This window comes from Shinella sp. S4-D37, assembly GCF_040812195.1.
Classification (GTDB): Bacteria; Pseudomonadota; Alphaproteobacteria; order Rhizobiales; family Rhizobiaceae; genus Shinella.
Genome location: NZ_JBFNXL010000005.1, coordinates 1,507,133 through 1,530,439, shown reverse-complemented (window position 1 = coordinate 1,530,439; position 23,307 = coordinate 1,507,133). Strand labels below are relative to the sequence as shown.

25 protein-coding genes are annotated in these 23,307 nt (G+C 67.1%); 12 read left to right on the top strand and 13 right to left on the bottom strand.

Annotated elements, in window-relative coordinates:
* Positions 1 to 162: 162 nt before the first annotated feature.
* The 4 genes from AB3G45_RS14855 to AB3G45_RS14840 all read left to right on the top strand — a co-directional run bounded on the left by AB3G45_RS14855 (position 163) and on the right by AB3G45_RS14840 (position 3,156).
* A complete protein-coding gene (locus tag AB3G45_RS14855) occupies positions 163 to 945 on the top strand; it encodes an ABC transporter substrate-binding protein (RefSeq protein WP_367831300.1) in 783 nt (260 codons plus the stop codon).
* A gap of 169 nt (positions 946 to 1,114) precedes the next feature.
* A complete protein-coding gene (locus tag AB3G45_RS14850) occupies positions 1,115 to 1,918 on the top strand; it encodes an ABC transporter permease (protein WP_367831299.1) in 804 nt (267 codons plus the stop codon).
* Entirely contained in the window at positions 1,915 to 2,745 is an 831-nt protein-coding gene (locus AB3G45_RS14845; protein WP_367831298.1) for an ABC transporter permease, read from the top strand. Before AB3G45_RS14850 ends, AB3G45_RS14845 begins: the two co-directional genes overlap by 4 nt.
* Before the next feature lie 144 nt (positions 2,746 to 2,889).
* Entirely contained in the window at positions 2,890 to 3,156 is a 267-nt protein-coding gene (locus AB3G45_RS14840; protein ID WP_367831297.1) for an usg protein, read from the top strand.
* Here the strand turns inward: AB3G45_RS14840 and AB3G45_RS14835 are convergent, their stop codons facing one another.
* Positions 3,157 to 3,807 (bottom strand): DUF2270 domain-containing protein, encoded by a 651-nt coding sequence (locus AB3G45_RS14835; protein WP_367833586.1) that lies wholly within the window; start codon positions 3,805 to 3,807, stop codon positions 3,157 to 3,159.
* A gap of 209 nt (positions 3,808 to 4,016) precedes the next feature.
* Here AB3G45_RS14835 and AB3G45_RS14830 point away from each other — a divergent pair, with 209 nt between their 5' ends.
* The 3 genes from AB3G45_RS14830 to AB3G45_RS14820 all read left to right on the top strand — a co-directional run bounded on the left by AB3G45_RS14830 (position 4,017) and on the right by AB3G45_RS14820 (position 6,149).
* Complete coding sequence (locus AB3G45_RS14830; protein ID WP_367831296.1) at positions 4,017 to 4,832, top strand: methyltransferase; 816 nt, start codon at positions 4,017 to 4,019, stop codon at positions 4,830 to 4,832.
* A 68-nt stretch (positions 4,833 to 4,900) separates the two neighbouring features.
* Entirely contained in the window at positions 4,901 to 5,773 is an 873-nt protein-coding gene (locus AB3G45_RS14825) for an NAD(P)-dependent oxidoreductase (protein WP_367831295.1), read from the top strand.
* A 1-nt stretch (position 5,774) separates the two neighbouring features.
* Positions 5,775 to 6,149: a hypothetical protein gene (locus tag AB3G45_RS14820; RefSeq protein WP_367831294.1), complete on the top strand. Its 375-nt coding sequence runs from the start codon at positions 5,775 to 5,777 to the stop codon at positions 6,147 to 6,149.
* Between the two features lie 109 nt (positions 6,150 to 6,258).
* Here the strand turns inward: AB3G45_RS14820 and AB3G45_RS14815 are convergent, their stop codons facing one another.
* The 3 genes from AB3G45_RS14815 to AB3G45_RS14805 all read right to left on the bottom strand — a co-directional run bounded on the left by AB3G45_RS14815 (position 6,259) and on the right by AB3G45_RS14805 (position 8,133).
* Positions 6,259 to 6,747 (bottom strand): Lrp/AsnC family transcriptional regulator, encoded by a 489-nt coding sequence (locus AB3G45_RS14815; protein ID WP_367831293.1) that lies wholly within the window; start codon positions 6,745 to 6,747, stop codon positions 6,259 to 6,261.
* A 66-nt stretch (positions 6,748 to 6,813) separates the two neighbouring features.
* Entirely contained in the window at positions 6,814 to 7,455 is a 642-nt protein-coding gene (locus AB3G45_RS14810; RefSeq protein ID WP_367831292.1) for a uracil-DNA glycosylase family protein, read from the bottom strand.
* Positions 7,456 to 7,569: 114 nt separating this feature from the next.
* On the bottom strand, positions 7,570 to 8,133 hold the full coding sequence (locus AB3G45_RS14805; RefSeq protein ID WP_367831291.1) for a thermonuclease family protein: 564 nt from the start codon (positions 8,131 to 8,133) through the stop codon (positions 7,570 to 7,572).
* Positions 8,134 to 8,350: 217 nt separating this feature from the next.
* Here AB3G45_RS14805 and AB3G45_RS14800 point away from each other — a divergent pair, with 217 nt between their 5' ends.
* Positions 8,351 to 9,886, top strand: a complete 1,536-nt coding sequence (locus tag AB3G45_RS14800; RefSeq protein ID WP_367831290.1) for a sensor histidine kinase — start codon at positions 8,351 to 8,353, stop codon at positions 9,884 to 9,886.
* 20 nt (positions 9,887 to 9,906) lie between these two features.
* Here AB3G45_RS14800 and AB3G45_RS14795 read toward each other — a convergent pair whose 3' ends face one another.
* Together AB3G45_RS14795 and cobT are read right to left on the bottom strand one after the other, a co-directional pair.
* Positions 9,907 to 10,284, bottom strand: coding sequence for a diacylglycerol kinase (locus AB3G45_RS14795; RefSeq protein ID WP_367831289.1), 378 nt, complete (start codon positions 10,282 to 10,284; stop codon positions 9,907 to 9,909).
* A 99-nt stretch (positions 10,285 to 10,383) separates the two neighbouring features.
* The gene (gene cobT, locus AB3G45_RS14790; protein WP_367831288.1) at positions 10,384 to 11,400 is read right to left on the bottom strand and encodes a nicotinate-nucleotide--dimethylbenzimidazole phosphoribosyltransferase; all 1,017 of its coding nucleotides are present in this window, start codon (positions 11,398 to 11,400) and stop codon (positions 10,384 to 10,386) included.
* 206 nt (positions 11,401 to 11,606) lie between these two features.
* Between cobT and AB3G45_RS14785 the strand changes: the two genes are divergently transcribed.
* The 3 genes from AB3G45_RS14785 to AB3G45_RS14775 are packed head-to-tail and all read left to right on the top strand — an operon-like array spanning position 11,607 to position 13,344.
* On the top strand, positions 11,607 to 12,389 hold the full coding sequence (locus AB3G45_RS14785; protein ID WP_367831287.1) for an adenosylcobinamide-GDP ribazoletransferase: 783 nt from the start codon (positions 11,607 to 11,609) through the stop codon (positions 12,387 to 12,389).
* Between the two features lie 38 nt (positions 12,390 to 12,427).
* Positions 12,428 to 12,649 (top strand): DUF1289 domain-containing protein, encoded by a 222-nt coding sequence (locus tag AB3G45_RS14780; protein ID WP_367831286.1) that lies wholly within the window; start codon positions 12,428 to 12,430, stop codon positions 12,647 to 12,649.
* Positions 12,646 to 13,344, top strand: a complete 699-nt coding sequence (locus AB3G45_RS14775; RefSeq protein ID WP_367831285.1) for a TIGR02281 family clan AA aspartic protease — start codon at positions 12,646 to 12,648, stop codon at positions 13,342 to 13,344. Before AB3G45_RS14780 ends, AB3G45_RS14775 begins: the two co-directional genes overlap by 4 nt.
* Here the strand turns inward: AB3G45_RS14775 and AB3G45_RS14770 are convergent.
* From AB3G45_RS14770 to AB3G45_RS14750, 5 genes are all read right to left on the bottom strand, one after another.
* Positions 13,341 to 14,102 carry an ABC transporter permease gene (locus tag AB3G45_RS14770; protein ID WP_367831284.1) on the bottom strand — a complete coding sequence of 254 codons (762 nt, stop codon included), beginning with the start codon at positions 14,100 to 14,102 and terminating at the stop codon, positions 13,341 to 13,343. The genes AB3G45_RS14775 and AB3G45_RS14770 overlap by 4 nt on opposite strands.
* Positions 14,099 to 15,025, bottom strand: coding sequence for an ABC transporter ATP-binding protein (locus AB3G45_RS14765; RefSeq protein WP_367831283.1), 927 nt, complete (start codon positions 15,023 to 15,025; stop codon positions 14,099 to 14,101). The genes AB3G45_RS14770 and AB3G45_RS14765 overlap by 4 nt, the downstream gene beginning before the upstream one ends.
* 92 nt (positions 15,026 to 15,117) lie before the next feature.
* The gene (locus tag AB3G45_RS14760; protein ID WP_367831282.1) at positions 15,118 to 15,939 is read right to left on the bottom strand and encodes a sulfite exporter TauE/SafE family protein; all 822 of its coding nucleotides are present in this window, start codon (positions 15,937 to 15,939) and stop codon (positions 15,118 to 15,120) included.
* A gap of 363 nt (positions 15,940 to 16,302) precedes the next feature.
* Positions 16,303 to 17,469: an extensin family protein gene (locus AB3G45_RS14755; protein ID WP_367833585.1), complete on the bottom strand. Its 1,167-nt coding sequence runs from the start codon at positions 17,467 to 17,469 to the stop codon at positions 16,303 to 16,305.
* A gap of 630 nt (positions 17,470 to 18,099) precedes the next feature.
* Positions 18,100 to 19,920: a methyl-accepting chemotaxis protein gene (locus tag AB3G45_RS14750; protein ID WP_367831281.1), complete on the bottom strand. Its 1,821-nt coding sequence runs from the start codon at positions 19,918 to 19,920 to the stop codon at positions 18,100 to 18,102.
* Between the two features lie 303 nt (positions 19,921 to 20,223).
* Between AB3G45_RS14750 and AB3G45_RS14745 the strand changes: the two genes are divergently transcribed.
* Positions 20,224 to 20,610 carry an acyl-CoA thioesterase gene (locus AB3G45_RS14745; RefSeq protein ID WP_367831280.1) on the top strand — a complete coding sequence of 129 codons (387 nt, stop codon included), beginning with the start codon at positions 20,224 to 20,226 and terminating at the stop codon, positions 20,608 to 20,610.
* 7 nt (positions 20,611 to 20,617) lie between these two features.
* On the opposite strand, the gene AB3G45_RS14740 is transcribed toward AB3G45_RS14745, so the two are convergent.
* Positions 20,618 to 21,790 (bottom strand): DUF1501 domain-containing protein, encoded by a 1,173-nt coding sequence (locus tag AB3G45_RS14740; RefSeq protein WP_367831279.1) that lies wholly within the window; start codon positions 21,788 to 21,790, stop codon positions 20,618 to 20,620.
* Between the two features lie 8 nt (positions 21,791 to 21,798).
* On the bottom strand, positions 21,799 to 23,271 hold the full coding sequence (locus tag AB3G45_RS14735) for a DUF1800 family protein (protein ID WP_367831278.1): 1,473 nt from the start codon (positions 23,269 to 23,271) through the stop codon (positions 21,799 to 21,801).
* Between the last annotated feature and the right edge of the window lie 36 nt (positions 23,272 to 23,307).

Here is a 23,307-nt window from a genome sequence, read left to right as displayed (position 1 = left end):
CTGCGGCGACAAAAGGTCCCGTGTGGAAAGACAGCACGAAACCAGTTGATTTTTTGACGAAAACCGGTCGATTATCGGCGCCAAGCGGGCAGCCCTGCCCGCTTCAATTCAAGGCCCGGACAACAAGAAAAACCCGAGCGCCTTCAAACAGAGAGGATCAACATGCGTATTTCCAAACGTTTCACGCTCGCAGCATCCGCTGCGGTCATCGCCCTCTTCGCGTCTTCCGCGATGGCTGAAGGCGAGAAGATCGTGATCGGTACGGAAGGCGCCTACCCGCCCTTCAACAACCTCGAATCCGACGGCACGCTGACCGGCTTCGACGTCGACATCGCGAAGGCGCTTTGCGAGGAAATGAAGGCCGAGTGCACCTTCGTCACGCAGGACTGGGACGGCATCATTCCGGCGCTCATCGCCAAGAAGTTCGACGCGATCATCGCCTCCATGTCGATCACCGCCGAGCGCAAGGAGAAGGTCGACTTCTCCAAGAAGTACTACAACACGCCGCCGGCGATCGTCGTGCCGAAGGATAGCGAGATCAAGGAAGCCACCCCGGAAGCGCTGGCCGGCAAGACGCTCGGCGCGCAGGGCTCGACGACGCATTCCAACTATGCCGAAGCGCATATGAAGGACGCCGAGGTCAAGATGTACCCGACGGCCGACGAGTACAAGCTCGACATCGCCAACGGTCGCGTCGACGCCGTCATCGACGACGTGGTGGTGCTCTCCGAATGGCTGAAGACCGACGACGGCGCCTGCTGCAAGCTGCTCGGCACGCTGCCGGTCGACCCGGTCATCAACGGCGAAGGCGCCGGCATCGCGGTGCGCAAGGGCGAGACGGCGCTGGCCGACAAGTTCACCGCGGCGATCGCTGCGATCCGCGCCAGCGGCAAGTACCAGGAAATCAACGCCAAGTACTTCCCCTTCGACGTCTACGGCGACTGATCCGCGGCAACGCCAAGTCATGCGGGTTTTTTCTGACCCGATCACCAGAATGCAGGGGCGGGAGGGCTTGCTCTCCCGCCCCTTTTGCTTGAGAACTTGCACATAAGAAAAGACGGGTGCATCAAGCGCCCGGACAACAAGCGCATGGCGCATCGGGGGTTCTTCTGGCATGAGCGGGTTCTTCACCGCCATCGTCGAAGCGGTATCCGCATTTCTCGGGATCATCGATCCCCTCTGCGGGCCGGTCGGCGTCTTCAATCTTTTTGCGGGCGACACGCTGCTCGCCTGCGGCGATGCCGGATGGGGCGACGAGATCGCCTTCGGCTTCCTGGTGACGGCGAGCCTCGCCATCGCCACCCTGCCCGTCGGCCTCGTCACGGGCTTCTTCATCGCGCTGGCAAAGCAGTCGGAAGAGAAGTCGCTGCGGCTGTCGGCCAATATCTACACGACGCTCTTCCGCGGCCTGCCGGAGCTCCTGACGCTCTTCATCGTCTATTACGGCCTGCAGATCCTCGTGCAGAACCTTGCGAGCGCCGTCGGCTATGACGGCGCGGTCGAGATCAACGCCTTCTTCGCCGGCATGATCGCGCTCGGCGTCGTCTTCTCCGCCTATTGCTCGGAAGTGCTCTTGTCGGCCTTCAAGGCCATTCCGCGCGGACAGTACGAGGCGGGCTATGCGCTCGGCCTGCACCACGGCCGCACCATGCGCCTCATCGTGCTGCCGCAGCTCATCCGCGTCGCCCTGCCCGGCCTCGGCAATCTGTGGATGGCGCTGCTGAAGGACACCGCCCTCGTCTCGGTCATCGGCCTGCCGGATATCCTACGCCAGACGGGCGTCGCCGCGCGCGTGACGAAGGAAGCCTTCCAGTTCTACGCCATCGCCTGCCTGCTCTTCCTCATCCTCGCCTTCCTGTCCTCGCTGGTCTTCTCCGCGATCGAAGGCTGGACCAAGCGTTCGGAGGCCGTGCGATGAGCCACGTCACCACCCTCATCGCGCCGCAGGCGCCGCCGGAAGCCCCGCCGCGGCCCTTCACCGCCGGCCGCTTCTTCGGCAATATCTTCATGGGCGTCTGGCTGGCGCTCACCGTCGGCGTCTTCCTGATGATCGTCGGCGGCTGGGATCCGGAAAAATTCTCGAAATACGGCCCGAGCTACCTTTCCGGGCTCGGCGTGACGCTGCTGCTCGTCATCTGCTCCGTCGCGCTCGGCGGCCTCATCTCGCTGCCGCTCGCCTTCGCGCGCATGTCGAAGAACCCGGTCCTGTCCTGGATCGCCTACGGCTACGTCTATTTCTTCCGCGGCACGCCGCTCCTGACGCAGCTCTTCCTCGTCTATTACGGCCTCGGCAGCTTCTCCGCCGAATTGAAGGCCTGGGGCCTGTGGTGGTTCTTCCGCGACGCCTGGAACTGCGCGCTCCTGACCTTCACGCTCAACACCGCCGCCTACCAGGCCGAAATCCTGCGCGGCGCCATCGAGAGCGTGCCGCGCGGCCAGCACGAGGGTGCCGCCGCGCTCGGCCTGCCGAAGAAGGTCGCCTTCTTCAAGATCATCCTGCCGCAGGCGCTCATCGTGGCGCTGCGCCCCTACGGCAACGAGATCATCCTGATGATCAAGGGCTCGGCCATCGTCGCCATCGTCACGGTCTTCGACCTGATGGGCGAGACCCGCCGCGCCTTCTCGCGCACCTTCGACTACCAGGCCTATCTGTGGGCCGCGCTGCTCTATCTCCTGATGGTGGAGCTCCTGCGCAACCTCTGGGCCTGGCTGGAGGCGCGCCTGACGCGCCACCTGAAGCGGTGACACCCTTGGCAGCACTCATCGACGGGTGCTGCCAAACACCTGATTTCAAAGAAATGTTCCCGCTACAGGCCGATCTTCAACAATTCGTTAACCTTGCAGGCGCTCAATCACAGGGACCATCATTCATCACGCGATGAGGTCCCTATGACGAACGACATGGCAATGCAGCTCAAGGGCTACGGCGTGACCACGGCCCAGATCCTCTACCGCATGCCGGATCACCGGCAGTTCCTGCAGACCTTTATCTGGCAGCACTACGACCTCGCCCCGGATTTCCCGGAGATGAAGAGCTTTCTGAAATTCTGGCAGGAGACGCTGGACGGGCCGCTGCACTCGGTGCGCTACGTCCACCGCCGGCTGATCTCGGCGACGGAATGGCGGGCGCTGAAGGGCGAGTTCGTCATCAACTGATCAGACGTGCACGGAACCGTGCGCCAGCTCGCTGTCGGACATGTCCACCTTCATCGAGAAATAGAGGATGACGGCATAGAGCAGCAGCACGATGGCGATCACCACGCCGCCGGGCACCGGCCCGAGCGCCGCATTGGCCACGACATGTTCGAGGGCGAGCGTCATGTCCTTGCCCGCCGTCGCCGGCCGCTGCATCATCGAGGACGAGATCTTCAGCGCCCAGGCGAGCAGCAGGATCAGGTAGAGCCAGCAATAGTTGCGCCGCAGCCGCCGGCAGGCCGCGTCGCGGTAGCTGATCAAAAATTCCGGCTTGCGCAGGCTCTTGGCGATGGGCGCGGCCCAGTCGAGGTCGAGCGCGGCGCGCGGATTGAGGATCTCGGCGAAGTAGAACCGTTCGAGCTGGCGCACCCGTGCCCGGTAGACGTCGAAGAACCGGTAGCGCCGCGCCTCGATCATCAGGAGCAGCGAGACCAGCAGCATCGCGAAGAGCAGCACGCCGTGGTGCGAGGTCGGCGTCGAGAGCGAGACGGACAGCAGCGCCGCCACCACGGTGATCGCCCAGTTCGAGGTGCGGTCGATGCGGTCGCGCCAGCCGGCCATGCGCCCGAGCTCGCCGCGATAGTAGTGCACCATCGTGTTGATCGTCTCCATCGGCGTTGCCGGCAGCGCCGGACTGCCGGTCCGTTTGGTGTCGGTGGAGGGCGGGAAAGGGGGCGTATCGGCGGGCATGTCATTCCTCCCAATGGTCTTTTTGGTTTTGGGAAGAGGATCATGCGCCTGTTTCGGCGATTGATAAATGCCTATTTTCGCTCGAAAGGCGCCATTGCCAAAGCCCCGCCCGGGCCGTAAGAGACGCCCCCATGAAGAAGATCGACGAAGACGCGCTCGCGGAAGCCTACAACCGCGCCCTCTCGCTGGAAAAATCCGGCGATTTCGACGCCGCAGCCAGGGCCTATGCCGAGGTGCTGGCGCTCGATCCGGAGGATCACGGCGGCGCTGCCGTGCGCCTTGCCTCGATGGGTCGCGGCGAGACGCCGGAAAAGGCGCCCGACGCCTATGTCGCCACGCTCTTCGACCAGCATGCAGAGGTCTTCGACAACGTGCTCGTAGACCAGCTCGGCTATTGCGTGCCGCTCACCGTGCGCCAGCGTTTCCAGGCCCTTGGCATGGGACCGTTCAAGCGCGTGCTCGACCTCGGCTGCGGCACGGGGCTGACCGGCGGGGCGCTGCGCGACATGGCCGAGGACATCACCGGCATCGACCTGTCGGAGAACATGGTCGAGATCGCCCATGAGAAGGATCTTTACGAGACGCTCTATGTCGCCGAGGCCGTCGACTTTCTCGACGACAACGACGACGAGCCCTTCGACCTCATCACGGCGACGGACGTGCTGCCCTATCTCGGCGCGCTCGAGCCGCTGTTCTTCGGCGCGGCCGAAAACCTCGTGCCCGGCGGCCATTTCATCTTCTCCTCCGAGACGCTGCCCGGGGAGACCTTCGCCGGCCGCCCCTTCATGGTCGGCCCGCACCAGCGCTTCGCCCACGCCGCCGCCTATGTCCGCCAGCGCCTGGCGGAGACCGGCTTCGACATCGTCGAGATCACCGACATCACGGTGCGCATGGAGGAAGGCGAGCCCATCCCCGGCCATCTCGTTCTGGCGAAATACCGCGGCTGACGGAGAAACACTTTCGCGCAAACCGATGATCCGCTACACCTCTGCCAGGAATTGCAGGAGGTTACAGCATGGCGAAAGTCGCATTCATCGGTCTCGGCGTCATGGGCTATCCCATGGCGGGACACCTCAAGGTCAAGGGCGGCCATGAGGTCGCGGTCTACAACCGCACCTTCGCCAAGGCGGAGAAATGGGCGGCCGAGTTCGGCGGCAAGGCGTTCCGCACCCCGGCGGAGGCCGCCGCGGACGCCGATTTCGTCTTCACCTGCGTCGGCAACGACGACGATCTGCGCTCCGTCACCATCGCCGGGAACGGCGTTCTCGACGGCATGAAGCCCGGCGCCATCCTCATCGACAACACCACCGCCTCCGCGGAAGTCGCCCGCGAACTCGACGCGGCCGCCCGCGACAAGGGCCTCGCCTTCCTCGACGCCCCCGTCTCCGGCGGCCAGGCCGGCGCGGAGAACGGCGTCCTCACCGTCATGTGCGGCGGCGAGAAGGAGACCTTCGACAAGGCCCGCCCCGTCATCGACGCCTATGCCCGCATGGTGGGCCTGATGGGCCCGGCCGGCGCCGGCCAGCTGACCAAGATGGTCAACCAGGTCTGCATCGCCGGCCTCGTGCAGGGGCTTGCCGAAGGCATGCATTTCGGCGCGAAGGCCGGCCTCGACATGGAGGCGGTCATCGAGGTCATCTCCAAGGGTGCGGCCGGCTCCTGGCAGATGGAGAACCGCCACAAGACGATGATCGCCGGCAAGTACGATTTCGGCTTCGCCATCGACTGGATGCGCAAGGATCTCGGCATCGTCCTGTCGGAAGCCCGCCGCAACGGCGCGAAGCTGCCCGTCACCGCGCTCGTCGACCAGTTCTACGGCGACGTGCAGGACATGGGCGGCAACCGCTGGGATACGTCCTCGCTGCTGGCGCGCCTCGAAAGGAAATGACGTGGCGCTCCGCCGCGCCCTCCTCGTCCTCGCCGCCGGCGCCGTGCTTGCCGCTCCGGCACGCGCGGACGAGGCGGGCCGGCAGGCGCTCGCCGCCGCGCTGAACGGCAAGATCGCCCGATGCTGGTCGGTGCCCTCGGACCTGCCGGATCATGTGCAGGCGGTCCGCGTGAAGTTCTCGCTGACGGAGGCCGGCGCGCTCGACGGCTCGCCGGCGATCGACGGCCCGGTCGGCGGCGATGCGGGAACGAAGGCCTTCGCCGCCGGCGCGGTGCGCGCGGTCGTGCGCTGCGCGCCCTTCGCGGGGCTGGCCGAGCTTGCGCCCTACGCGGACTGGAAAACGGTCGTGGTGACCTTCAGGCGCCCGGACCTCTGAAAGCGCCTGGAGCATTCCCAGCCGAAGCGATCTCGCTTCGGCGGCGGATAATGCGGTAAAAACAAGAATCTGGAGCATTTCCGGTGAACCGGAGTTTGCCGGAAACGCTCTAGTCCTCGCCGCTCTTCTGGTTGTCCACCATCATGTAGTCGAGCGGCAGCTCGGTCGTGTACTTGATCTGCTCCATCGCGAAGGCCGAGGAGACGTCGCGGATCTCGATGCGCGCGATCATGCGCTTGTAGAAGGCGTCGTAGGCGGCGATATCGGGCACGACCACGCGCAGCAGGTAGTCCACCTCGCCGCTCATGCGGTAGAACTCCACCACTTCCGGGAACTCGACGATCACCTCGGAAAAGCGCTTCAGCCATTCCGTCGAATGGGCGTTGGTGCGGATCGACACGAAGACCGTGACCTTGGTGTTGATCTTGACCGGGTCGAGCAGCGCGACGCGCTTGCGGATCACGCCGTCCTCTTCCATCTTCTGGATGCGCCGCCAGCAGGGCGTGGTCGACAGCCCTACCTTCTTGGCGAGGTCGGCCACGGCGAGCGTGGAATCTTCCTGCAAGAGGCGCAGGATTTTGCGGTCCAGACGGTCCATTGATGTCCCCTACGAAATTTAATTCCCTCGTATACCGCGATGGCGGTAAAATGAAAGAATTGCATTTCATTCCGTAAGGGTTTTCACCCGCTTTCGCAATTGCGGAAGCACCTCCGCCTCGAACCACGGATTGCGCTTCAGCCAGGCCGTGTTGCGCCAGCTCGGATGCGGCAGAGGCAGCACGGCCGGCCCTTCGTTGCGGTGGAGGTGCCGGCGCCAGTCGCGTACCGTCTCCGTCATGCTGGGGGCCTTGGACGCGCCCAGGTGCCAGGCCTGCGCATACTGGCCGATGCCCAGCACCAGCTCGACCTGCGGCATGGCGGCCATCACCCGGGCGCGCCACAGCGGCGCGCATTCCCGTCGCGGCGGCAGGTCGCCGCCCTGCGCGTCGTAGCCGGGAAAACAGAAGCCCATCGGCACGATGGCGAATTTCCGCGGATCGTAGAACGCTTCGCGCGTGACGCCGAGCCAGGTGCGCAGCCGGTCGCCGGAAGCGTCGTTGAACGGCAGGCCGCTCTCGTGCACCCTGAGCCCCGGCGCCTGGCCGGCGATCAGGATGCGCGCGGTGTCGGAGAGGACGGCGACCGGCCGCGGCTCGTGCGGCAGCCGGTGCGCCGGCCCCTTCGCCGGCGCGTCGCGACAGAGCCGACAGGCCGTGATCGCCGCGCCAAGGGCGGCGATCGCGTCTTCGGTCCCGGTCTCGTCCATCGCGTCGTCCCTCCTAGAGCATTTCCAGTCGAAGCGAGGTCGCTTCGACGGCGGATAATGCGGTAAAAACAAGAATCTGGAGCATTTCCGGAACCGGAGTTCGCCGGAAATGCTCTAGAAGCCGAACCTGTCCAGAATGCCGCCGAGGACGCCCGGTTCCGCGTCGTGCACCTCTTCCTGCGGCCGGCCGTTCGTCCGGCGCCATTGCTGCGGCATGTCGAACTCGGCGCCCCACAGCCCCTTGCGCTCGGCCCGCGCGAACCGTTCCTCGTCCTCGTAGCCGCCATAGGCGACCGCGAGCCCTTCGCGCACCATGCGCGCGCCGAGGTCGCCCGCCGCATTCTCGCAGCGCGCCAGCCAGCGGTCATATTTGTCCCTGCCCTGCATGCGGCAGGCGATGGGCCCGGCGCGCAACAACTCGGCAAGCCGCGAGCGCGCGGCCGCGCCGCAGCGCCAGTCCGCGCCGTCGCGCTTGCAGACCTGCGCCAGTTCCGGCGTATCCATGCCGAGGAGCCGGATGCGCTGGCCGTCGAGCGTCAGCGTATCGCCGTCCGCCGCCCGCGCCGCGCCGGTAAGGGTCTCGCCGTCCCCGCCGCCGACGCGCGCCACGATCAGCGCCGTCAGCGCCAGGATCGCCATCGCCACGCCGACATCGCGCGCCCGCCTGGAAAGTCCCATGGAATGGCCTGCCTCCGGAACGATGCAAAATGAAAGAAATAGGCTGTTTGCGCGATTCGGAGAAAGGCTGAAATGCCCCCGCGTCACGCCGTTACGTCATGCATGTGGCGCTCCTTCCGGGAAATGCCGGAATGGTTCGCAAATGGTTTATGCCCGGCAGCATCTTCTTAAGGATTCCCCCCTAGACTTCAACGCGTCCGCAACAGTTGCAATCGTGATGAGTACCGGCGTCAGCACATCGACCGACAAGATCATCGTCGACAAGTCGCGCAGCCATAGAAACAAGGCTGTCTCGCGCACCGTGCGCGCGACCCGGGAACGCCTGCAGACCGCCACGGGCCTCGCGCCCGGCTTCGAGCGCGAGATGTTGCAGCTGCACGTCGCCTCCGCCGCCCAGAGCGCGCTCGCCGTCCCCATCGTCGTGACGCTGATCGCCGCCGTCGGCGTCTATCTCACGCAGGAGGTCGGCCTTCTCGCCTGGGCCATCCTGGCGCTCAGCGTGCATGCGCTCGGCATGATCGTCGCCCGCCGCGCGCGCCGGCAGGAGATCACCGCCGACAATACGCGCGGCTGGCAGCGCGTCTTCATGGCGGCGCAGGTCGCCATGGGCCTCACCTGGGCCGCCTTCGCCCTGCAGACCTGCGGGGCCTGCGGCGGCGTCACCTTCGATTTCTACAAGGGCTCGGCCCTGCTCGTGGCGCTGGCCGTCACCGCCATCAGCACCCTGATGCTGCGCCATGCCGTGCTCTACGCCTTCCTGCCGACGGTCGTCGCGCTTTCCGTCTCGGCGCTGCTGCGCCCCGATCCCGCCACCTTCGGCATGGCGGCGGTCATCTCCGCCGCGCTGATCTTCCTCATCTTCATGACGAACCGCCTGCGCCACACCAGCGCGCAGCTGCTCTCCTCGCAATCGGAGAAGGACGACCTGATCGCCGAGCTGGAAGTGGCCAAATCCATGTCGGACGAGGCGCGCCGGCGCGCCGAAGAGGCGAACCTTGCCAAATCCCGCTTCCTCGCCTCCATGTCGCACGAGCTGCGCACGCCGCTGAACGCCATCCTCGGCTTCTCCGAAGTCATGTCCACCGAGGTGCTGGGGCCGCTCAACAACCCGGTCTACAAGGAATACACGTCCGACATCCACCGTTCCGGCCAGCACCTGCTCAACCTCATCAACGAGATCCTCGACCTGTCGCGCATCGAGGCGGGCAAATACGACCTGTCGGAGGACAGCGTGCACCTCGTCGATATCGCCGAGGACTGCATCGGCATGGTGCAGCTTCGCGCGCGGGCGAAGAACATCGCCATCTCCGCACAGGTCGAGGGCGACATGCCGGCCGTCTGGGCGGACGAGAAGGCGCTGCGCCAGGTCATCCTGAACCTTCTGTCGAATGCCGTGAAATTCACGCCCCAGGGCGGCGAGATCTTCGTCAAGGCCGGCTGGACGGCCGGCGGCGGCCAGTATGTCTCGATCCGCGACAACGGCCCCGGTATCCCGGAGGAAGAAATCCCCGTCGTGCTCTCCGCCTTCGGCCAGGGTTCCATCGCCATCAAGAGCGCCGAGCAGGGCACCGGCCTCGGCCTGCCCATCGTCCAGGCGATCCTCGCCAAGCACAACGGCGAGTTCATCCTGAAATCCAGGCTGCGCGAAGGCACCGAGGCCATCGCCATCCTGCCGGCCAAGCGCGTGCTGCAGAGCCTTCCCGCCGTCACCGAGACCCAGGCCGTCGCCCCGCGCAGGAAGAGTTTCGCCTGAGGCGGCGGCTACGCAACCGCTCAGATGAACTTCGACGCCACCACATAGCCGGCATAGACGGCATTGGCGACGATCAGGCAGAAGACGGCGAAGGAGCCGAGGTCCTTCGAATGCTTGCCCATCTCGGAAATCTCCGGCGAGACGCGGTCGACGATCTCCTCGATCGCCGTGTTGAGCGCCTCGAAGGCGATCATCAGGAGGAAGAGGATCGCCATGGCGACATACTGGAAGAACGAGGCGCCGACGACGGTGAACAGCACCATGGCGACGCCGAAGGCGATCAGCTCGTGGCGGAAGGCGGATTCGCCGAGCAGGCGCCGCGCGCCGGCGGCCGAATAGGTCGCGGCCGCGAACAGATGGCTGATGCCCGTCTTCTTCTCGATTGGTGCCTGGCCCATTCCCGCGATCCCGTTTCGGAGTTCTCATGAAACACGCCCGTGTGACGGGCGTGTTTCGAGGTCTCGATCCATGCCATTGAGGCTTTTTGCCGGCGCCGGTTACGTCCGGTTGCTGACGCCCGCCTGAACGAAGGTCGCCATGCCCGAATGGCAGGCCGCCGCCGCCTTGACGATGCCGGCGGCAAGCGCCGCGCCGGTGCCCTCGCCGAGCCGCATGCCGAGCGCCAGCAGCGGCGTCTTGCCGAGCTTGTCGATCGACTTGAGGTGCCCCGGCTCGGCCGAGACATGGCCGATCAGGCAATGGTCGAGCGCCGCCGGATTGGCCGCGCGCAGGATCGCGCCGGCCGCCGTCGCCACATAGCCGTCGAGGATGACGGGGATCTTCTGCATGCGCGCGGCGAGGATCGCGCCGGCCATGGCGGCGATCTCGCGGCCGCCGAGGCGGCGCAGCACTTCGAGCGGATCGGAAAGATGCGGCCCGTGCAGGTCGACGGCCTTCTTCACCGCCGCCACCTTGCGCTGCAGCACCTCGCCTTCCGATCCGGTGCCCGGCCCGACCCATTCCTCCGCCGTGCCGCCGTAGAGCGCCAGGTTGATCGCCGCGGCGATCGTCGTGTTGCCGATGCCCATCTCGCCGACGCACAAGAGGTCCGTGCCGCCGGCAACCGCCTCCATGCCGAAGGCCATGGTCGCGGCGCAGTCGCGCTCGGACAGCGCCGCCTCCTGCGTGATGTCGGCGGTCGGATAGTCGAGCGCAAGGTCGAAGACCTTCAGGCCGAGATCGTGCGTCACGCAGATCTGGTTGATCGCCGCGCCGCCGGCCGCGAAATTCTCCACCATCTGCGCGGTGACGGAGGACGGATAGGGCGTGATGCCCTGCTTTGTGACGCCGTGGTTGCCGGCGAAGATGGCGACGAGCGGACGCGTCACGGCCGGCGGACGGCCGGTCCAGGCGGCGAGCCAGAAGGCGATCTCCTCCAGCCGGCCGAGCGCGCCGGGCGGCTTGGTCAGCTGGCTGTCGCGCTCGCGCGCCGCCACCAGCGCCGCCGAATCGGGACCGGGCAGGTTGCGCAGCAATTCACGAAAATCATCGAACGGCAGGCCGCTGGCACTCATCTTGGGGAATTCCTTAAGTTTCGGCTTTCAAAGGCGGGTGTTTGGTGTCTCCTAATAGAGGCAGGGCGCGAATCCGACAACCGCATTTGCGGCGGCGGCCAGCGCGTTTTGCGGCGGGACGTTGGCGGCGTGCCGTGCAGGTGGATCCTCGGGCTTGACCCGAGGATCCACCTGCACGGCACCCCTTTCCATTAACGGGGACTCACTTGGCCATTCAGGACTATATCGACGACACGGCCCGCGCGGTCGGCTTCCTCTCGCGCGTGCCGGTGCCGCAGCGCCATTTCATCGGCCATGACGGGCGGCTGTCGCGCGCCGTGCGCGCCTTCCCGCTCGCCGGCGTGCTGATCGTGCTGCCCGCCGCCGCGCTCGCCGCGCTGCTCTCGGCCCTCCATGCGCCGCCGCTTCTCATCGCCTTCGCCGCGCTCGCCGTGCAGGTGCTCGTCACGGGCGCCCTGCACGAGGACGGGCTCTCCGACAGCGCCGACGGCATCGGCGGCGGGCGGGACCGGGAGAGCGCGCTTTCCATCATGAAGGACAGCCGCGTCGGCTCCTACGGCGCGGTCGCTCTCATCCTGTCCTTTGGTCTTCGCGCCGCGGCCATCGCGGCCCTTGCCGCCGCCCTCGGGCCGTCCGGCCTCGGCATGGCGCTGCTTGCCGTGGCCGCCGCCGGCCGCACCGCCATGGTCTGGCACTGGTCGCTGCTGCCGCCCGCCCGGCAGGGCGGCGTCGCCGCCTCGGTGGGCGAGCCGGAGGGCGGCGCGACCGTCGTCGCGCTTGCAACCGGCATCCTCCTTGCCGCCGCGCTGCTCCTGCCGCACGGCAGCGTGCTTGCCCTCGTGCTGGCGCTCGTCCTCGCCGTCGCCGCCGTCCTCGCCTTCAACCGCATCGCCATGCGCAAGATCGGCGGGCATACGGGCGATACGATCGGCGCCACGCAGCAGCTCGCGGAAATGTCGGTGCTCTTCGCCCTTGCCTTGGCGCTCTGAGCTGCCGATATAGGAAAAGACAATCTTCGGGAGCCGTGATGGAATCGCCCTGCATTCTCGTCTGTTCGATCGACATGGTGACCGGCTACTGCTTCGGCTGCGGCCGCACGCGCGACGAGATCGGCGCCTGGACGCTCTATACGTCCGATCAGCGCCGCGCCATCATGGCCGAGCTGCCGGCCCGCCTCGAGACCGTCGAGCGCAAGCCGCGGCGCGAGACCCGCCGCGCCCGCATGGCCCGGGAGCGTGGCGAGGCATGAGGCTCTATGTCCTGCTAGGCATCCTTGCCGTCGGCCTCGGCGCCCTGGTCCTCAACCACGACAGCGGCCGCACCATGGGCATGGACAACAACGATTTCGGCCGCCTCGTCACCCTGTCGGCCATCGCCACCATGATGGCGGCGGGGGTCCTTGCCGGGCGGCGGCAATGGGGCGAGAGCATCCGCCAGGCCGGCGTCTGGCTGGTGATCATCCTCCTGCTCGCCACCGGCTACCTCTACCGCTTCGACCTGCAACAGGTCGGCAACCGGCTCACCGCCGGCCTCATCCCCGGCCGCGCCGTGGTGACGACCGGCGCTGCCGGCGAGCAGATCCTCGTCATCCACAAGGGCGTTTCCGGCCATTACGAGGCCGACGTGACGATCGACGGCACGCCGCTGAGGATGCTGGTCGATACCGGTGCCAGCTCCGTCGTCCTTTCCTATAAGGACGCCATGCGCCTCGGCATCAACCCGGACAACCTCGTCTTCTCCATCGACGTGTCCACTGCCAACGGCCGGGCGCTCGCCGCGCCCGTCACGCTGCGCCAGGTCGCCATCGGCCCCATCCTGCGCGGCACCATCCGCGGCATGGTCACCGAACAGGGCCGGCTGGAGCAGAGCCTCCTCGGCATGAGCTTCCTCGAAACGCTCGGCTCGATCGAGATCACCCGGGACGAGCTGCGGCTCAAGGATTAGTTCTTCAGCTTGTAGCCGGTCTTGAAGATCCAGGCCGTGATCGTCAGGCACACCGCCAGGAAGCCCAGCACCGTCACGAGGCTGACGATGGGGTTCACGTCGGCGATCTCGTAGAAGCTCCAGCGGAAGCCGGAGACGAGGTAGAGCACCGGGTTGAAATGGCTCACCGTCTGCCAGAAGGGCGGCAGCATGTCGATCGAGTAGAAGCTGCCGCCGAGGAAGACCAGCGGCGGGACGATCAGCATGGGGAAGAGGTTGAGCTGCTCGAAATCCTTCGCCCAGATGCCGATCATGAAGCCGAACAGGCTGAAGCTGACGGCCGTCAGCACGAAGAACAGCACCATCATGAAAGGATGCTTGATCGAGATGTCGACGAAGAGCGAAGCGGTGACGAGGATGATCGTGCCGACGATCAGCCCCTTGGTCGCCGCCGCGCCGACATAGCCGATGACGATCTCGATCATCGAAATGGGCGAGGAGAGGATCTCGTAGATCGTGCCGGTGAATTTCGGGAAGTAGATGCCGAAGGAGCCGTTGCCGATGCACTGGTTGAGCAGCGTCAGCATGATGAGGCCGGGCGCGATGAAGGCGCCGTAGGAGACGCCCTGCACCTCCTGCATGCGCGAGCCGATCGCCGCGCCGAAGACGATGAAGTAGAGCGAGGTGGTGATGACGGGCGACACGATGCTCTGCAGCAGCGTGCGGCGCGTGCGCGCCATCTCGAATGCGTAGATCGACTTGATCGCCTCGATGTTCATCGGCCCTCTCCCACCAGTTCCACGAAAATGTCTTCCAGCGAACTCTGCTCGGTGGAGATGTCCCTGACCCGAAGCCCCGCCTGCGACAAAGCGGAGAGGAGCGAGGATATGCCGGTGCGCTCGCCGGAGCTGTCGAACTCGTAGACCAGCCGCTCGCCGCCCTCGCTGAGCGTCAGCCCGTAGGAGGACAGCGTGTCGGGCACGGCCGGGAGCGGCTCGGCGAGTTCCACGGTCATCTGCTTGCGCCCGAGCTTCGCCATCAGCGCCTTCTTGTCCTCGACCAGCAGGATGTGCCCGTGGTTGATGACGCCGATGCGGTCGGCGATCTCCTCGGCCTCCTCGATATAGTGCGTCGTCAGGATGATGGTGACACCGGAGGCGCGCAGGCGCTCGACGAGCTGCCACATGTCCTTGCGCAGCGAGACGTCGACGCCCGCCGTCGGCTCGTCGAGGAACAGCACCTTGGGTTCGTAGGAGAGCGCCTTGGCGATCAGCACGCGCCGCCGCATGCCGCCGGAAAGGTGGCGCAGCATCGTGTCCTTCTTGTCGTAGAGCGAGAGGTCGCGCAGGATGCGCTCGATCAGCGCCGCGTCCGGCGAACAGCCGTGCAGCCCGCGCGAGAAGGCGACCGTGTTCCACACCGTCTCGAAGGCGTCGAGCGTCAGCTCCTGCGGCACGAGGCCGATGATCGCGCGGGTCTTGCGGTAGTCGGCGAGGATATCGCCGCCGGCGACCGTCACCGAGCCGCCCGACGGCGTGACGATGCCGCAGACGATCGAGATCATCGTCGTCTTGCCCGCGCCGTTCGGCCCGAGGAGCGCCAGGATCTCGCCCTCCTCGATATCGAGGTTCACGCCTTTCAGCGCCTGGAACCCGGATGCGTAGCTCTTGGTGAGATTGCGAATGGAAACGATGGGCGCCATGGGAGGGTCCGGAAAGGAGGGATTCATGCGGAAGGACACCCTATATGGCGTGCCCTTCGTCGATTTTCACCCTGAGGGCGCAAAAAACTCGCTCAGCCGTAGATGCTGGCGAGAAAGCGCAGCGCGACGAGGATGAGGAAGATGCCGAAGCCGACTTCCAGTTGCCGCTTGCTCATCGAGTGCGCCAGCCGCACGCCCCAGGGCGTGACGACGAGGGCGATCGGCACGATGAGCGCGACGGCCACCCAGTTGATGAAGCCGGTGGAGAACGGCGGCAGGCCCGGCGCGCCCCAGCCGGCCCAGATATAGCCGACAATGCCGGGAATGGAGATCAGCACGCCGACGCCGGACGAGGTCGCCACCGCCTGGTGGATCGGCCGGCCGAAGGAGGTCATGTAGGTGTTGTTCAGCACCCCGCCACCAATCCCCATCAGGCCGGAGAGCGTGCCGATGACGACGCCCGCCAGCTGGTTGCCGATGCCCTTCGGCAGGTCGTTGCCGACGCGCCAGGTGTCGCGGTTGAACAGCATGCGCAGCGCCACCAGAAGCGCGATGCCGACGAAGATGAGGCGAAGGCCGACGCTGGAGATCACCGCCGCGATGACCGAGGCGAGGATGGCGCCGAAGGGCAGCGCGACGATCCAGCTCTTCAGGAGGTCCGTGTCGACCGCGCCGCGCAGCCGGTGCGAGGTGAAGGAGCGGATCGAGGTCGGCACGATGATGGCGATGGAGGTGCCGATGGACAGGTGCATGCGCACCGCCTCGGGCACGTCGAGGTAGCCGAACACCTGGTAGAAGACCGGCACGAGGATCGCCCCGCCGCCGATGCCGAAGATGCCGGCGAGCAGGCCCGACACGACGCCCGCCGCGACGAGCGCGAGCGCGAACAGGACAAGATCGGCGACGGGGGGCATGGCAGGCTCCTCAGGATCCGCCGGACGGCGGCGACTCGCGGGCATTTCGCAGGTGCGAAGCGCGCACTGTCATCAAACCGTGACCCATTTCAACCATTGTCTCGCGTAAGGCCGGCGGAAACGACCCGCACCCCGCGCATCGCGTCGCTTCCCTGCTGCCCCCCAGCGGCCTTGCTCCCGACCCTGAGGGAGTTTCCGGCGGTCCCATCCGCCCGCTTCCCCCGCGGAAGCACGCCTTTCGTCTTCGCCGGTCCGCGCCGGCGCGGGTGATGGAATGTGACGTTCCAGGCGGCCGCACCCCGCGCACCGCCACCCCTTTTGACCGGCGCCCCGCCGGTCTTTTTTTGCCCCGCGATCAGGCCCCTACAGGCTGCAGTGCCGGTAGCCGGATTTGCGCGCCCTGAGGTCGAAGTGGAAATGGTCCTTGTGGAAGCGGTCGCTGCCCGGGCCGAGCACGGTGGAGAAATACTTGCAGCTGTCGCCGCGCACCGACTTCAGCAGGCCCTTCTCGCGGAAGGCGAAGAAGCCCTTCTTCTCGATGGCGATCGCCTTGCCGTTCTTCAGCACGATCTTGCCGACGTCGATGGCGTTGCCCTTGGCATGCTCCGACATGGAAGCGCCGCGCTGCGAGTTCATCGTGCGGCAGGAATAGGAGGACATCTGGTGGATGGCCGAGACGCCGGAGAGGTAGCGGGTGCGGCTGGAGGGAACCAGCTCGTTCTTCACCCAGCGCGCGAAGGCCTCGGTGATCTGGCAGTTGACCTGCGCGGCCGGCTTGATCTGGATGCCGCCGGAAAGGCCGGACAGCTCGATCGGCCAGGATATGCCGCAGGAGCGCCCGCGCGAGATGCGCGGCACGTCGCGGAATTTCACGCCGAGCTTGTGCAGGCGTTGCCGGCAGGCCTTTTCCGAGGCCGGCATGCCGCCCATCGTTTCCGGCATCTGTATCGGGTTGCTAAGGCGCGGCAGGAAGGCGACCTGTTCGCCCTCGCTCGCCTGCCGGCGGCGGGCCGTCGCCTTGTCCGGCACCTGCAGGTAATCGCCGGCCTCCGACATCGGGATCGTCGCCGGCTGGCCGACCTGCTGCGGCATGTCCGAGCCGATGCCGTCGACGACGACCTGGGTGGCGGTGCCCTCCGCGATCTCGTTCGCCTGCGCCTCCGCCAGCCCCTCGACGCGCGCGACGCCGAGCCCGTCGTCCATGTTGACGCCGCCTTCCGGCACGGTCAGCACGCCGGCGGAGGCCCGGACGGGCTCGCCGATGCCCATCGCCTCGTCGCTGTCGATCATCGGCAGGCGCTTCTCTTCCGCCGGCGGCATATCGACCACAGCCGCCGCCTCGGCCGGATCGTCCGCGAGGTCCCCGCCCGTATCGCCGATATCGGCGGCGGGGCGCTGCGCGACCTCCTGCGACGGCCGGATGGCGCCGACGATGTCGTCGGGCGGCGTCATGCCGCCGGAACAGGCGGCCAGCATCGCCGGGACGAGGAACAGCCCGAGCGGCCGGCGCAGACGAGAAACGAACGCAATACCCATTGTCACTTCCGCCAGCCCTGCCCGCGTCCTGCGCGGTCCCGGTTGCGCACATTGTTGTCCGGTCATGGTGCAGGCCGCTTTTGTCCGCATTCGGACGGGAAAGGCCCGAAACCGGACGCGAGAAGCGATCCTCCTGCATTTCCAGGGGATTTTCGCGCAACAGGGTAAAGGAACCGTTTTCAGGCGACCCGCGAGATTGATGGGGGGCGAATGTGCTCCGTGGCACCCCCCTCTGCCCTGCCGGGCATCTCCCTCTTGACGGCAGGCGAACTGCATATGGAATGAGGCGACGCGTCTTGCCCCTTCTCCCCCGCGGGGAGAAGGTCGCGGCAGCGGGATGAGGGGGTGGCGCAAACGTCAGACGGTGTGCAAGCCCCCTCATCCGGCCCTTCGGGCCACCTTCTCCCCGTGGGGGAGAAGGAGAAAGCAGCAGCGTGCTGTTATATGCAATTCGCCTGCTGCCCGGCAGGGCAGAGGGGGCGCTGCCACACAGGACAACATTGCTCTTATGGGGGAGACACAGGCCTTCCGGATGACCTTCCCACTACAATTGCGCACGCTGCCAACGAAAAACCCCGGCGCCTGAAGCGCCGGGGCAAGATGGTCCGGAGATCGTCTTCTGTCTTATGCCGCGCGGCGCCGGTGGTCCGCCGCTCCGGCTGCGTTCAGCCGGAAATTGCCGAGCAGGGTCTTCAGCTGCTCGCTTTCCTGGGTCAGCGTCTGGCCGGCCGCGTTGGTCTCCTCCACCATGGCGGCGTTCTGCTGGGTCATCTGGTCCATCTGGTTGACCGCCGTGTTGACCTCGGCAAGGCCGGTCGCCTGCTCGCGCGCGGCGGTGGCGATGGAGTTCACCTGGTCGTTCACCTTGTTGACCAGCGCCTCGATCTCGGTCAGCGCATCGCCCGTCGAGCGCACCAGCGCCACGCCGGTGCCGACCTCGGTGGCCGAATTGCTGATCAGCCCCTTGATCTCCTTGGCCGCATTGGCCGAGCGCTGGGCAAGCTCGCGCACCTCCTGCGCGACGACGGCGAAGCCGCGGCCGGCCTCCCCTGCCCGCGCCGCCTCGACGCCGGCATTGAGGGCGAGGAGGTTGGTCTGGAAGGCGATCTCGTCGATGACGCCGATGATCTGGCTGATGCGGCTCGACGCATCCTCGATGCGGCTCATCGCGGCGACCGCGTCGCGCACGATGGTGCCGGAGCGGCCCGTCGACTGCTTGGTCTCGGCCACCATGCGGCTCGCCTCGGCGGCCCGGTCGGAGGCGTTGCGCACCGTCGCGGTGATCTCGTCGAGCGCGGCGGCGGTTTCCTCCAGCGAGGCCGCCTGCTGCTCCGTGCGGTGCGAGAGATTGTTGGCCGCCTCCGCGATGCCGCCGGCGCTGCCGTAGACGATATCCGTGGAGCGGGCGATGGCGTTGATGACGCTGGAAAGCGCGTCGACCGCGCGGTTGAAGTCGTCGCGCAGCTTGGCGTATTCCGGCGCGATCGCCTGGATCGAGACCGTCAGGTCGCCGTTGGCGAGGCGCTCCAGCGCCTGGCCGACCGTGTTCATGGCATCCGTCTGGCCCTGACTGACGGCGCGCTGGCGGCGCTCGCCCTCGCTGCGCTCCTCGTCGAGGCGAACCTGCTGCTCGCCCTCGCGCAGGCGAAGCTGGGCGCGCTCGGCCACCGACTGGCGCAGGATGGACATGACCTTGGCCATCTCGCCGATCTCGTCCTTGCGGTCCGTCTCCGGCACGTCGCCGGACACGTCCTCCTCGGAGATCGCCTGCATGGAGGCCTTCAGGCGCGAGACCGGGCCGGTCACGCTCTTCACGATGCCGTAGGCGGCGAGGATCATGGCGAGGCCGCCGAGGCCGAGGATGACCGCCGTCTCGATGGCGTTGCGGCGGAACAGGGCGGCAAGGTCGTCCGCATAGACGCCCGTGCCGACGACCCAGCCCCAGGGGGCGAAGCCCGCGACGTGCGAATATTTCAGCACCGGCTCCTCGAAGCCCGGCTTCGGCCACAGATAGTCGACGAAGTCCTGGCCGGTCGAGCTCGCCTTCACGGCCTTCACGAATTCGACGAAGATCTTCTTGCCGGTCGGATCGGCCATGCCGGACTGGTCCGTGCCGTCGAGCTCCGGCTTGATCGGATGCATGACGATCACGGAATTCATGTCGTTGATCCAGAAGTAGCCGTTGTCCTCGTAGCGCAGCGCCCGCACCGCGTCCTTCGCCCGCGTCTGTGCCTCCTCGCGCGTCAGCGTGCCGGCGGTTTCCAGCGCGTGGTAGTGCTGGAAGAGCGTCAGCATGCTCTCGTCCATCGCGGCCAGCTTCGACTTGCGCTCGGCCACCATCGCATCTTGATAGTGGTAGAGACTGTAGACGAGCGCCGCCACGATGATGGTCAGGGCAAGACCGACGAGCAATGACAGGCGCGTGGATATTCTGAAATTCTTCACCGGGCTCTCCTCCAAACGAACGGATGCGGCACTCCAATCTTTCCGAAGGTCTAGCAAACCCTTTAAAATCGCCTAAAACTGTAATCATCAATTTTTAGAGGGTGAGAATAAGCGGAAATACCGGGAGCGGTTTCGGCTCGCCGGGGCGCGCCCTCTTCCTCCGCCTTGCGCATTCCGCTAGAGCATGTCCGGTTCACCGAAAATGCTCTAGATTCTTGTTTTTGCCGCATTATCCGACGCCGAAGCGATTTCGCTTCGGCTGGAAATGCTTTAGACCGGTAATCAGCCAAGGAGAGGATGCGCATGACCGACAACAGCACGCCGAACGGACAACTCACCCTGCGCACGCTCGCCATGCCGGGCGATGCCAATGCCGCGGGCGATATTTTCGGCGGCTGGGTGATGGCGCAGATGGACCTTGCCTCCGGCATCCGCGCCGCCGAGCGCGCGCGCGGCCGCGTCGTCACCGCCGCCGTCAAGGAGATGGCCTTCGACCTGCCGGTGAAGATCGGCGACACGCTCAGCATCTATACGGACATCGTGCGCGTCGGCCGCACCTCGATCACGCTGTCCGTCGAGGCCTGGGCGCAGCGCTACCTCACCACCACGCTGGAAAAGGTCACGGGCGCCACCTTCGTCATGGTCGCCCTCGACAGGGACGGCCATCCGACGCCCGTTCCGATGGAATAGCGGCAGGTCAGCCGCGCAGATACGCCGCCCTCGCATCGAAGCTCAGCCCCGGGAACACCGCGGTCTCCAGCGCGCGCGCCGAAATGCCGAACTGCTGGCGCAGCATGGCGGCGGCGAGCTGGCGCAGATCCGTCGTCGGCCGGAGGTCGCGCCCGTCGAGCAGGTCGCCCTCCGACAGCGACGGCCAGTCGCCATAGACCTTGCCGCCCGCCACCGCGCCGCCCGAAAGGATCGCGACGCCGCCCGTGCCGTGGTCGGTGCCGGCCGAACCGTTCTCCCGCGCCGTCCGCCCGAATTCGGTGATCGCCAGGATCGCCGTCTTGCGCCAGACGGCGGGCGGCAGGCCGGCCTTCAGCGTGGTGATCGCCGTCGCGAGGTCCTTGACCGGCCTTGCGAAACCGCGCGCCTGGCTGAGATGGGTGTCCCAGCCGTTGATCGAGAAGCTGGCGATCCGGTGGTCGGCCGCGAGCATCCCCGCCGCGAGCGTCGCGACGGCGGCGATCCCGGCCGAGCGCTTGCCGTCCGCATCGCGGATCGCGTCCGACAGCATGTCCGTCGCCGTCGCCTCGCGCAGCGCGGCGGCAAACAGCGGGTCGTTGCGGTAGAGCCGGACGAAGAAGGCCTCCTCGTCCTCGGCCAGCGCCAGATCGGCCCGCGTCGACCAGACGTCGACCGGGTTGCCGCCCGAAAGGATCAGCTCGGCCGTGGTGGTGACGTCGATGGCGCGGCGGTCGGCCGGCCGCGGAATGGCGGCGATCGCCCGGTTGAGCCAGCCGGTGCGCTCGTCGCGCACCGCCGCGCCGCCGCTTTCCAGCATGTCCTGCCCGTCGAAATGGCTGCGGCCGTCGCGATAGGGCGTCGAGATCGCGTGCACGAAGCCGAGTTCGCCCGCCCTCCACAGCGGCATCAGGTCCGCGGCGGCGGGATGCAGGCCGAAGAAGCCGTCGAGATCGAGAAGCCCCTTGTCGGCGCCGAGCGCCAGCGTCGGCCGCAGCACCTTCAGCGCCGTATCGCCATGGGGCTGCACCAGCGCGAGCCCGTCCATCGCCCCGCGCAGCACGATCGTCACCAGCCGGTTGTCGCCGGGCATGGCCGCGAAGCTGACGGGCGTGACGAGCGGCGAGGCCGCCAGGCAGCACGCGCCGGACAGGAAGGCTCTGCGGTGGATCTCGCTTGCCATGCCCGCTCCTAACGCCGGTTGAACTCGGGGGACGCCAGCACCATTGCCAGCCCCACCGCGCGGTTCGGCGCCCGCGCCACGGTCTCGATCGTGTCCGCCCGCGCCGCATCCGCCATCGTCGCCTCCAGGAAGGCGCGCGGATCGGCGTCGCCGCCGAAGCGCGCCACCAGCCGCCGCGCCCAGGCGATGCGCTCGGTGACCTGGCTGGCGGTGATCCAGGCGGAAAGCCCCTCGTCCCAGCCCGCCGGGCTCGGCGCCGACCAGATCGGCTGGCCGAGCCGGCCGATGATGCCGACGGACAGCGGATTGGCCGTCAGCGCCGGCTTGCCCTCGGCGGTCATCATCGTCACGTCGGCGAGCGCCGCGACATCCGCCGCCGGCCGGCCGCCGCCCTTCTTCGCCCCGTCGCCGGGCGCGAGCGCCTCGGCCGGCACGTCGAGCGCGCGCAGGGCGGCAACGACGAAATCGAACGGCTGGCGCGCCTTGCGGCCCTCCTCCTGCGAGCTTCGCGGATGGTCGAGCATCGCGCGGTAGACGTCGAGCAGCCGGCCGTCGCTGCGCTTCCACGCCGCCGCCATGGCGTCCACCACCGCGTCCGGCGGATCGTCGGCGATGAAATGCACGACGAGCTTGCGGCAGATGTGGCGGCGCGTCTCCTTGCGCGCGGCAAGGTCGTCGAGCAGCGCATGGATCTCTTCCATATCCCGCCGCTTGCCGCCGTAGTCGCGCCCCAGCACCCGGTAGGTGCCGGGCTCGGCCGAGCGCGGGCGGAAGGCGGTCTCGTAGACCGGCGCGCGATACCACAGCCCGGTCAGCAGATAGGCGGCGGAGCGCACGTCCTTCTGGCTGTAGCCGCTGCCCGCCCCCATCGTGTGCAGCTCGATGAGTTCGCGCGCCAGGTTCTCGTTGAGCCCGCGGCCGGATTTCAGCCCCACGGCGGAATTCGGCCCGACGGAGCGCGTCTGGTCGAGATAGGCGAGCATGGCCGGGTGCAGCGCGGCCGCCTTCAGGAGATCGGCGAAGGAGCCGGCAAGGTTCGGACGGATCGCCTCCGCCTCGTGCAGCGGCGCCAGCAGCCGCATGGCGCCGCCCTTGCGCACGTCGATCGCGAAATGATCGCACCAGAAGGCGACGAGCCGCTCGTAGAAGCCGTTCGGCGAGAAGACCGCCTGGCGGACCTTCAGGTGCCGGTCGCGCTGCAGCGTGTTGGCGAGCGCGATGCCGTAGGGATTGATGGCGCGCGTGCCGACGGTCGTCAGCATGTTCTTCTCGCGCGCCGCCTTGTAGGCGGTGTCGAGCGCGCGATAATCGGGGAAAAGCGCCCGGCGGCCGGCAATGCCCCCGGCGGGGAAGAGACAGGTCTCGCGTGTGCCGCGCTTCACCTGGCGCAGAAGCGCCTCGACGCTCTCCGGCGCGGCCTCGCCCGGCCTGCGGCCGTAGCCGAAGCGCCGGGATGCCATGGTAGCGAAGGCTGTCGTCACGAAAACCTCATCCGTTCCACCGAAGGCTTGCGCCCG